An 11,019-nucleotide genomic window follows, 5' to 3' on the forward strand; every position below is an offset into this window, starting at 1 on the left:
ACCAAAAAGCCCTGCACTGCAGGGCTTTTCACTAGACTCTAACTTTGTATTACTCTAGCCCAAATCGCCAAGCTCGATCTGCACAATACCTTCTTCTTCCTGAATCTCGGCAATTAGGTGCATCAGGCTGCCGAATTCCAGCTCTTTGAATTTACGAGCCGCAGATTCATGCTGAAGCGCCCACAGGCACTCGTCCAACGTGCAGACCACCGGAACATCACAGCGGATCTCTGCCAGTTCCCGTGATAGATGCAGCATATCGAGATCGGCTTCGATCTTGGCTCGCACTCCCTTAGGCAGCAGCTGCAAATTCTCGATAACGCCTTCGACCGTACCATAATCAGTTAGCAGCTTAAGTGCCGTTTTCTCGCCGATGCCGCGAACGCCAGGATAATTGTCGCTTGTGTCGCCCATAAAGCCTTTCAAATCTATGACCTGGGCAGGCGTAAGACCTTTATCCTCCAGCAGTTCCGCCGGATCATACACCTTATAGTTGGAACGGCCTTTTTTCATAATCACGACCTTCACGTTGTCCGTAACAAGCTGAAGCATGTCGTGATCTCCGGTAATAATGTAAACCTCAGATTCTTCACCATAACCGGCTGCCAGTGTACCGATGCAATCATCGGCCTCATAGCCTACCAGCCCGACGTTGGGTACGCCAAGCTCTGCTACAACTTCCTTCACTAGATCGAACTGGGGAATCAGCTCCAGCGGCGGCTCCGCCCGGTTGGATTTATAGCCGTCATTATATAACCTGTCACAGGGATTATTTTTTTCAAACGAAAAATTTATCAAATAAACCCTTCATATCAAGGATTTTATTATCTGGATTTATCCCATATTATATCATCTTGGGAAAATTAATAGTGTATATATTGAATAAACATAGAATTGGTATTAAAATAGGGGCTACAGCCTCAGTGCGAGGCAGACTCCGCAGAACGAAGTTCAAGTACTTTTAGGTTTTAAGAATTATATCTATATATATTTCATTAAATAGCATATGGGAGTAGCTACGGTCCATTTTTCCACCCTATGGGAGACTTTAGCAGTACGACTTCAGGTCACGCGACGCATGAAGAAAATTAGAACGGAACTCGAATGAGACCGTCTTTTTCTCCATGCGTTTTTTGTTTTTATTTCACAAAAAAGGAGAGCGCCTTTGAATGACATTTACTACATCAGGCAAGTATATTTATAGGTTAACAACACTTGATAAAGAATATTCACGATCTCGTGGATTTAATATTAGAGTCTACGAAATCGCATTTTTTAATACCTACAGCAAAATAGCGTATCCTCATCCTATCACCGAATTTCTTATTGATTATAGAAGTAAATCAATGTCTTTAGAGAGAGAAAGGCAAGTAGCGAGTACTGTTTGCCAATTTTTAAATTATTTATTGATTATGACTAATTCGGGAGAGAAGGATTTCCTAGAATTATTCGAACACGGTCTTTTTGGACTTTCCTTTGTTCATGGGGCAAAGTTTCTACAAAACCAAGAGATACAATTAAATAAGCATGGTAAACCCATTAACAGGGAAACAGTGGATCGTAAGGAATATGTTTTAATTGCTCTTTATGTCTTTCTTCAAAAGCAAGGGATTATTAATGAAAATCTATTTATAAACACATACATAGACGAAAAGGGACACGAAAAATATTCAACCCCATTTGTAAGGATGAATAGAAATGCGCGAAATTCCACACCAAAGAAAGAATTAAGAGACTTTGGCGAGAACAGACAGCAATTACTAGTTGAATTTATCGATACAGCATTAAGTTTAAAGTCGTGTAAAGACATCGCCTTCGGACTGGGTCTACAGGGATTTGGGGGGCTAAGAAGAGGTGAAGTGGTAAATCTAGTAACTAGCAGTTTAAGGTATTCTGGTAACTCATTAGTTGTAGATATTGATGATAGGCAAGAACATTTATTTAAAGATAAGAGAAATCTGTCAAAGGAAGCAGTAAAGAAATGTCGTCATCAAATTATTATACCTAGTGAATATATGAATCTACTGTATCTTGGACATTTAAATTCTATAAAATCACGTAAAGCACCCAAGAAATTCCCAGTGGATGATGCACTTTTTGTTAATAAATTTGGTAGTCCAATGACGGGAAAAACTTATGAAGAAAAATTCAAACGCGTTGTTTCTAAATTTATTGAACGATTATTAATACAAAAACGTTTTGACGAGTACACTTATTTAACCTCCAAAGTTTTTAACACTCATACTTTAAGGGGGGTTTTTACAAATATTTGTTTAGATGATTTGGGATTAAATGTTCGACAAACAGCTAATGCCCGAGGTGATACTTTTGATAGCTCTGTTATGGTATACGTTGAAGAACTAACAGGTATGCAGAAAATGAATAGAGCCATTACTCAGCTTTCTCAAGCTGTAATAAATGCTGAAAAGAGTCGAGCATTCTTAGAGGATTGGAATACGGAGGTGATTTAGACACAATGATATCAATAGCGGAAGTATCAAGACAAACAGGCTTTTCAGCGAGAATGATTGATCGCTTGATTAAAGCAAGAAAGCTAATAGTGATAGAAAAAGGTGGCGGCGGCCTTCCCACCTTGATATGCAAAGAGTCAATGAAGGGTGCACTTGATGAATTCAATAAATTTCATGAAGAGTACATTTACTTCAAAGAAGTATTTGAAGCACTCCATCTTGATAACCAAGCTTTTTATAATTATGTAAAAACTTACGAAGATAAAAATAAAAATTTTGACCAAAAAAATTTTATGAGAGTAATAGAAATCAGGGAACCTTTGTATGGAGCTTTTGACAGGAGACTTTTTTTTAATCGAAGAGAATTTGAAGAGCTTCAGCGTGACTTCATTACGTTAGAAGAAGCCAGGGAGATAAAAGGTACGCCCGACCGAACTATTTTCAGTCATTGGTTAAAGAGACGACCGTTGCTAAAAATATTTTCGATAGGTTCAACCGGAAAAGCTAGATATGTCCGTAGAAACGATTTAATGGAAGCAATACATAATTTTAAGCCTAAAACAGATAGAAAACTTCCAGATTTTAATGTTGATGGATATCTTATGTCTAATCAAGTTATGGAATTAGCACATTTATCACTGAAGTATTTTAAGGTTATCGTAAAACAGAATATCCTTTCCCCATCTTTAAAAAAAGGTAATATAAAATATTTCAAGAAAGAAGATGTTGCTACACTGATTCAGCGTCAAGAATATGAGTTTCAAATACTCAGTCAAAATTACTACAGCTTTCTAGATATTCATACTTTACATCCAGATAAAAACAGGGATTTTTTCAATAAAACTAGTTCTATAAAAAAAATCGAAATACCTCCCTACCTTAGTTGGCATTTTCGCAATAGTGGTAAATGGTTGTACAAAAAAGAGGATGTTCATAACTTTTATATGGAAAGCCAAATTAGAAAGAGCTTAATCTTTGAGTCAACAATCACACATGCACCTTATGAATTCAATAGGCAATTACAGGTTTTGCAAATTGATATAGACCATATTCCTCCAATAACCAAGAAACTTTGGTCAGAATTCATATCAGACAAACTCCAACGCCCAGGAAATCAGTCTTACACAATAACAAGTTATATCAGAACTCTCGTGAAAACAACAGAAGTACTCGTTAACTTTATAAAGAAAGAAATTTATGAGTGCTCATCAAATGATATTAATCTTATTCTAACAAATTCACAGATACACAGACATATTAGGGAAAAATTATATGATTTTATACAATTCGTCTTCAAAGTCATCGAGATGAAAAGTAATATTAAACCTTCTAACATTGCTCGTCTTATAAATCCCAGGAAACTAGAACGCAAATCTTCTCATGACAAAAAATGCTTAACATTTGACGAATACTCAGATTTATTTAAACATTCCATAAACATTGAGTTGCATAAGCACTCTGCAATAAACTCAGCTATTCGATTAACAAAACATAACTGCACATCCGATAATTATGATTCCGCTTGGTTGTATGTTTTGCTGCATTTAAATAATGCATGGAGGCATAGCGACTGTCTTGATCTCCCTATAATTAGTTTAGAAGGTACTGATATTTTAGACTTACAATGGTTACAGAATAACGACATCAGTGACTCTGATATAAAAAAAATTATCTTTAGAATAAAAGCTTCACCTATGATCGTAAGTAAAACAGGAGCCGAGCGTCTCTTCTTCTGTGCTCCTCAACTAGAAAGAGCTTTTGTTACTTCTTATCTAATCTGCACACTAAAAACTAAAGCAATAGATAATACCGCCGATAAGGTGATTTTCAACATATGTGATATTAGTGGTCGAAAACTACTGAGTAAACCTTTTAAATTGTTTTTTAGGTTTTATTCAAGAAGTGATTTCCTATTTAAAAATAGACTGATGAATAGAACAGTGATAAGCCTTGTACAGTTTATTCAGACTAAATATGGTAATGAAAAAGACACCGAGTATCTTAGGATATTAAGAAGCCATGCAAATTTTGAAACAACTGACATTTATATAGATATTCCCCAACAACGTTTAGACGAAATCTCATTGCAACTCTTTGATAGAGATATCTTTGGTCATATTCCTGATGCATTTGCTGAAATACTTTTTGGAGAGGCAACTTCAGAGCACCACCGCACTAAACAAATAAAAACAATTATAGAGGACTTAGGTGATATATACAAAATTGAAGAAACAGCCGGGTTTATTAATGTTGTACTTCAGGTCAAGACTCATGCTTCCAGTGCTTTTTTTAACGAAAATGAGGAATATAAGGATATAGTACGCGGAATTATTAAGGAGATGTCACCTACGGAAATCAAAGATATTTATGGCAGATTAATAACAGGTCAGTTACCAAGTAAACAAAAAAACTATCAATGTCTAATATCAGAGTATGAATGTAAGTTCCCTGGAAGAGATTGTGGTCAATGCCCACTATCCATTCCGCATTTCTATGCACTATCATCAGTAGTCGAAAGAATCTTTAGGAAAATAGAGATTATTCAAAACACTTTGTTAGAAGAGCAGCCAAATGCTGAAAAAACAAGGATGGCTAATTGGTTAGCTATTGATTTACAGCTTTTAAAATATGCTCAGGATAAGTATGGGAAAGATGAAGTCGCTATGTTTGCCACAGGAATAAATAATAAATTAAAACTTATAGGCCCTATTAAACAATACCAATCTATATAGTGAGATGAGGAATTTATTTGAGTATTAAAGCTCTAGCAGCTAAATATCTGTATAATATCGATTTTCTTGATGAAATTGTTTTTGAGACTTCAGAAGTATTTGATTACAATTTTTCCAGAATGGAAGCATATCAGTTAATTGAGGACTTGAATAATATTCATGCACTTGATATTAATTACGAGTCAAATAAATGGCATTTCTATAATAATATTTCCGGTTGCACAGAAACTATGGATTTTAATTTTCTCGATTCCCTTACTTTTGTTAAACATCTAGACATTGAAAACGTAAAAACCGCACTTAAATGCTGGGTATTACACAGAATAGTAAAGGATAATTTGCGTGCCACATCCGTCGAAACATACTTTAATCATGTAAAAGAAGCTCTTCTAGTTACAAATGCATTTGCCAAAAACAGTGTAGAAGACTATTCCATATTCCTTGCCTCTTTAGCATTGCAAGATAGCCCAAAAAGGCAAAAAGTTATCTCAGTGTTGAATTTTTTATCTTTTTATGAAGAAATAGATAAAGAGCACCTGTACTCAGATAAACTAGGTAGAGTTTTAAGGAATCTAAAAAAACAAAACAAGTCTAGACTAATTCCGTCTGGCTTAGATATTCTAAAGTTCTCTAAGATGTTAGAAGATTATTTTGAAAATGTAGATACTAAGAGTAAGGAGTATATCCACTTTTTCCCAATACTGTTATGGTGGAGAATAACTACAGTGATTCCCTTACGTCCATTCGAATTTTGTGCCATTGAGACTGATTGTATGCTTTATGAAAATGAAAAGTGTTATTTAAAACTCCCGAGATTGAAAGGAAGAAAAAATAAGAACCGGAAGCAAATCATAGACAAAATATTAATCCCAAGACATATCGAAGAACTACTAAATGAATATAGCCATGTCATCGCACGCTTTAATCACAAAAGCAGAAAAACCTTTTTGTCTCGTTTGGCATATGAAAAAACGTTGAAAAACTCAATGAATATTATGTGTCGAAAAAGGTCCAATGACTATTTCCTAACCCCTGACTTACAAAGCCTAATTGAGAGATTCTATTCTGAAATAATACAAGGATATTACGGTTTTTCATACTCTAATCTAGCACCTGTTGGAAGGAAATCCACTCAGGTTGTGTATGAATGTAATAGCGATCTTATACGAGTACGCGCGATTGACTCAAGGCACATAGCGTTTATAAATATGCTTGCACAAGGTTGGAGTAAACCTGAGATTGCTAGATTTGGAGGGCATCTTATCCTTGAAACACAAGCAAATTACCAAAATCATGAGGAGTACTGGATTGAAGAGGAAACTCAAAAATTGCTAAAGACCTTTAGACTTGGAATCAAAACAAATACTAACATAAGCAGTGATGTTATTCAGTACAATTGTGAAACTCATACTTTATCTAACAGATTAGACGCCGCATTTAAACATAAGTTCGTCCTTAGACCTACAACAAGTTCGGTCACGAATAAATTAAAATTAGGTTATTGTACAGACCCGTTACAAGCTTGTAAATCCCATTGTTCACACTGTAACTATTGGAGAATCAGTGCAGAGGAATTTAGAGAAAAGAATAATGAAATACAACAATTTATTAACGAATGTGACAATCAAATCCATGATCTATTCGCCTTTTTAAAAGATACACATCGCTTTGTTCATAAAGGTGAGTTAAATACTCAAATTGCTGATAATGTACTTTCAACTCAGAAAAAGTTAAATGATCAACTTCTTAAACGTTCCACTTTCTTATTCAACTTAGAAAAAAGTACGGTTGATGAAAATGGCTAATAAAACAAGAATCTATGGCGAAGAAATAATTGATGAAATAATACATCGTTATATAGCTTTAAATAATATCACTGGTGAGATCGAATACAGTGGTGTACGTGACTTTGCATTTCATCTTTGGAATATTAAAGATCCATTATTTACAAACAAAATGTATTATCAATTGATTGATCCAAAAACAGACGAACTACCTAAAAAAAAAATATATAAAAATATTAAATTAAGTGATGATTTCTGGAGAAAACCTCAATATCAAGGGAGACAAAGGATAGACGCAGTAAATAATTTATTATCAGAGACCGTCTCAAAAGCAAATACAGTTGAACAGCACATTCCCAAGATTGATACAATAATTGAAATGCACAAAAATAGTCCCACACTGTTAAAGATGCATTTGAATCGTTTTGAGAAACTAATTAAATCATGTCTATCAAGAGAGAAAAAGTTAGAAGAAAAGGTGGAAGAATTACTGGGAAATATTTCGGAAATAAAAAAAGAAAAGAAACGAATTGAAAAACAAAATCAAGCACTTCAAGATACTTTATTTAAGTTGTTTGAATACAGTTATTCACGAGATGTTCCACTTGAAAATCAATTAAATACCGGTAAAGGTAGGTCCAACATAGTAGAGCGTGCACTTCGTGATACCTTTAGCGGAGACCCAAGCTCTTTTTATTCACTCTTTAATAATAACTCAAAGAAAACCCTCTCAATTGCAAGTCTTGATGAATATCGATCTAAACAAACCAACATCAAAGTATCTAGTTATGAAAAAGAATACGACTTTGATTAAGTCCAATAAAAAGAATCTTTTAATCAAAATTCTCTTTTTAACGACGAAAATCAGAATTTCATCATAATTTTTAAGGAAGCACGTATTAACTAACAGTGCAAGATTCGAGGCCAACTCTTATAAGAGTTGGCCTCGAATCTTACGATATCTCCAATCCTCTTGAAGATGAAGTCTAATCGTCTCTAAATTATAATGATGCTGGAAGTGTTTAAACTTTAGCCCTCTGAGGTAAAAAAGCACATATTAGAAATTCATGAGATAAACCAGGGGTTTATTCCTTTTTCTATTTTACGGAGTACGCTTTATCGCATCTTAACGCGTTTTTTTAATATCCTATCATCTTGATTTCTTCTCATTTAATTAACGTTTCCAATATGTGAGTCTATAGTAATTAACACTTTTTGTACGAGTTGTTCAATCATCTGTATGTCATGCACTGACCTTTTAGTAAGCACCTCATTTAAACTGTCCAGAATGACTTTTCTTGCCCTTTCATCATCCGACAGACGCTCTCCGGTGTAATACCTGAAAAAATCATTAGGGAGACATTCAAGGGCTTCTAGTATCCTCTCGAGGGTTTCTAAAGATATATTTCGTTCTCCCCGCTCCACCCCACCAATATAAGGCTGAGGCAATCCTACTTTCTCACCTAGTTGTTCTTGAGTATAATCCTTGCTCTTACGTAGTGCTCTTATTCTCTCTCCTACATATTCAGTAATATGAATAGTCACGATAACAACCACCTCTCTTTTAGAGTAGGTAAGTTGATCCTTAGGTTACAGATACTCATGTTATATATTTCTATTTGTAAATATATAATTTAAGGTCTATATTATTTTTTATACTGTATCAATTTCTAAAAGGGGATTTACTTATATGAGCACCTTACCAAGGCCAATAGTAATCGAAAATGTTCTGCAATATAAAATGCGTGGCAAGGTTGCTTACCAAAGCTACATGCCTGCTAGTACCGCATTGAATGTCACCTATGTAAAACACTATAATCACCCAGCAGGAAAAGGTTATCAAAGACCTATAGATTCAAAACGAAGTACCGACTTTGCGATTTACTTATCTAAAGGTGATGATGCTTTGTTTACGCCAGTATTATTAAATGCTGCGGGAAATTGGGAGTTCTCTCCATACGATAACGTCAGAACTAACTATGGAAGAATTGTTTGTAAAGGAAAAGCATCGCTTATGGATGGTCAGCATCGTCTGGGCGGAGTGGAACGATATGTTCAAGAAACACATGCTGAGTTAAACATTCCATTTTTAGCTTTCCATCATCTTGATGAAGAAGAAGAAATTCAGTTGTTTGATACAATCAATACAAAAGCTAAAGGAATCGGAACTTCTCTCAGTAAATACTTACGCCGAAATTCTGATGAGTACAGTTGGATTTCTACAGAACTGATCACACGACCTGAAAGTCCATTTCATAACATAGGTAGCATCGTTGGCAAACGTACTCGCGGACGTCACGTTACTTTACAAAACCTCTATCGGACAATTCAATTATTATTTAAAGAACAAAAATTGTTAGGAATAACTAATGAGGAAAAGTATCAAATCGCTTTAAACTACTACCGCGCTATTAAAGATCTCTTTTCTAAAGAATGGATTAATTACGGGGAGTATCGTATCACTCATATCGTTTGTCTGGATGCTCTTTCTATAGCTGGATCTAAAGTCTTGACAAACAGCTTAAATGAGCGCGGGAGAATCGACTACAACACAATGCATAAGCACATAAAAAAACTTCAGTCAATGGATTGGTCTTCTAATGGTCCACTAAAGTATTTGAAGGGGATTAGTGGGTCAAAATCTTTGTCAGTTGATCTTACTGATATAATGCTTTTATAAGATGGAACTTTTTTACTCTTACGTAAGTAATATCACTGAAAGTAACAATTGTATTTAATCATCTTACCTACCTAAATATTCACTTTTCGAAAAATTATTTAAGACAACTGATTATATGACCTAAGCCTTAATTTCTTAAATGATTGCATACAATGATTAAAGAAATCGATCAAACTATCTTTAAAAAATACGACTTACTAATTAAAATCGAACCCATGCTGGTATATTCTTGATCGCTGTTTATTATATAATTAATCCAACTTTACTTGATTTAGTAATTAAGTAAAGTGTGATCTATACAAACTAGTACTTGACCTCCGCTTGGTAGTTTACGAGTAGAATCAATCGAGAATGAGGGAACTACACTCGAAGTCGTATCCAATGGTACGACGGTTGGAGATACCTCTTTGCCTCGGTTAGTTGGAGATAGCAGATGGGCTAGGTTTTATCTTAGATCTTTTAATACTGCCCCAAGGTCGGCTGTTTGCTTAGTCAACCTTAAAATTATCTCAGTACGTATAACATCACCAGTTAGCCCAGAGCTTTCTTGATACTCTCCACATAAGATTTTGTTCCAATACTAAGCCCCTCATTCATTTGCTAGTACAAGCAAAACCCCATCGGAAACGATGGGGTTAAATGCTCTAAATTCAGATTCTCCTTTTTAAATTCCGCACAACATCATACATCCTTCTGTAAATTCCCACTTGCTTAGTGATATGAGTTACTAGATTGGTAATTATCTAGATAATATCTCAGCAGAAAGTTCACAAAGTTTTATTGTAAAATCATCCAAGTAACGGCTGACCATTCGGACCATGCCGCACCGTCGGTGACTTTCACCCGTACTTGCAACTTTTTAAAGGTTGAAAGTGCTGTGGTTACCGTCCACGTATTGCTGGTTAGAAGTGTATTCGTTGCCTGTACTCCCGAATCCAGTATCACTACTCCCGACTCGTCCAGCACCTGCACCTGGTAGCCCGTAAAGGTCGTCATGGCTGCATCCACCTGGGTCCATCCAATCGTCGGTTTCGTAATATTGAACACCGTTGGACTTGCCTGCGTTCCTGACGGTGTTGTTACCGTCACTACTGGTGCGCTATTCGACACAACGGCAACCGGAATGGTCCGCTGCACGGTGCTACCGTCGCCCAGTTGGCCAGAGGCGTTATTTCCCCATGCCCATACACTGCCGTCATTCTTCATCGCCAAACTGTGGCTGCTACCTCCGGCGATGCTTTTCACGCCGCTCAGACCGCTCACCTGCACCGGAGCATACCGTGTAACGGTACTTCCATCGCCCAGTTGACCATAAGCATTACTTCCCCACGTCCACACACTGCCGTCACTCT

At 35.8% G+C, this 11,019-nt stretch carries 8 protein-coding genes; 5 read left to right on the plus strand and 3 right to left on the minus strand.

Annotated elements, in window-relative coordinates:
* Positions 1-54: 54 nt before the first annotated feature.
* Positions 55-798, minus strand: coding sequence for a 5'-3' exonuclease (locus AC3Y23_RS21435; protein WP_379202796.1), 744 nt, complete (start codon positions 796-798; stop codon positions 55-57).
* Between the two features lie 371 nt (positions 799-1,169).
* On the opposite strand from AC3Y23_RS21435, the gene AC3Y23_RS21440 reads away from it, so the two are divergent.
* From AC3Y23_RS21440 to AC3Y23_RS21455, 4 genes are read left to right on the plus strand one after another with little or no spacing between them, the layout of a single operon-like run.
* Positions 1,170-2,471, plus strand: coding sequence for a hypothetical protein (locus AC3Y23_RS21440; RefSeq protein ID WP_379202798.1), 1,302 nt, complete (start codon positions 1,170-1,172; stop codon positions 2,469-2,471).
* Positions 2,472-2,476: 5 nt separating this feature from the next.
* On the plus strand, positions 2,477-5,203 hold the full coding sequence (locus AC3Y23_RS21445) for a hypothetical protein (RefSeq protein ID WP_379202800.1): 2,727 nt from the start codon (positions 2,477-2,479) through the stop codon (positions 5,201-5,203).
* Between the two features lie 17 nt (positions 5,204-5,220).
* Positions 5,221-7,008 (plus strand): hypothetical protein, encoded by a 1,788-nt coding sequence (locus tag AC3Y23_RS21450; protein WP_379202802.1) that lies wholly within the window; start codon positions 5,221-5,223, stop codon positions 7,006-7,008.
* Positions 7,001-7,801 carry a hypothetical protein gene (locus AC3Y23_RS21455; protein WP_379202804.1) on the plus strand — a complete coding sequence of 267 codons (801 nt, stop codon included), beginning with the start codon at positions 7,001-7,003 and terminating at the stop codon, positions 7,799-7,801. Before AC3Y23_RS21450 ends, AC3Y23_RS21455 begins: the two co-directional genes overlap by 8 nt.
* Before the next feature lie 356 nt (positions 7,802-8,157).
* On the opposite strand, the gene AC3Y23_RS21460 is transcribed toward AC3Y23_RS21455, so the two are convergent.
* The gene (locus AC3Y23_RS21460) at positions 8,158-8,532 is read right to left on the minus strand and encodes a helix-turn-helix domain-containing protein (RefSeq protein ID WP_379202806.1); all 375 of its coding nucleotides are present in this window, start codon (positions 8,530-8,532) and stop codon (positions 8,158-8,160) included.
* Positions 8,533-8,677: 145 nt separating this feature from the next.
* On the opposite strand from AC3Y23_RS21460, the gene AC3Y23_RS21465 reads away from it, so the two are divergent.
* Positions 8,678-9,667 (plus strand): DGQHR domain-containing protein, encoded by a 990-nt coding sequence (locus tag AC3Y23_RS21465; RefSeq protein WP_379202808.1) that lies wholly within the window; start codon positions 8,678-8,680, stop codon positions 9,665-9,667.
* Positions 9,668-10,444: 777 nt separating this feature from the next.
* Here AC3Y23_RS21465 and AC3Y23_RS21470 read toward each other — a convergent pair.
* Positions 10,445-11,019 (minus strand): RCC1 domain-containing protein (locus AC3Y23_RS21470; protein ID WP_379202810.1); only part of this gene is annotated, 575 nt, incomplete at its 5' end.

It is taken from the genome of Paenibacillus sp. MAHUQ-45 (assembly GCF_058133325.1).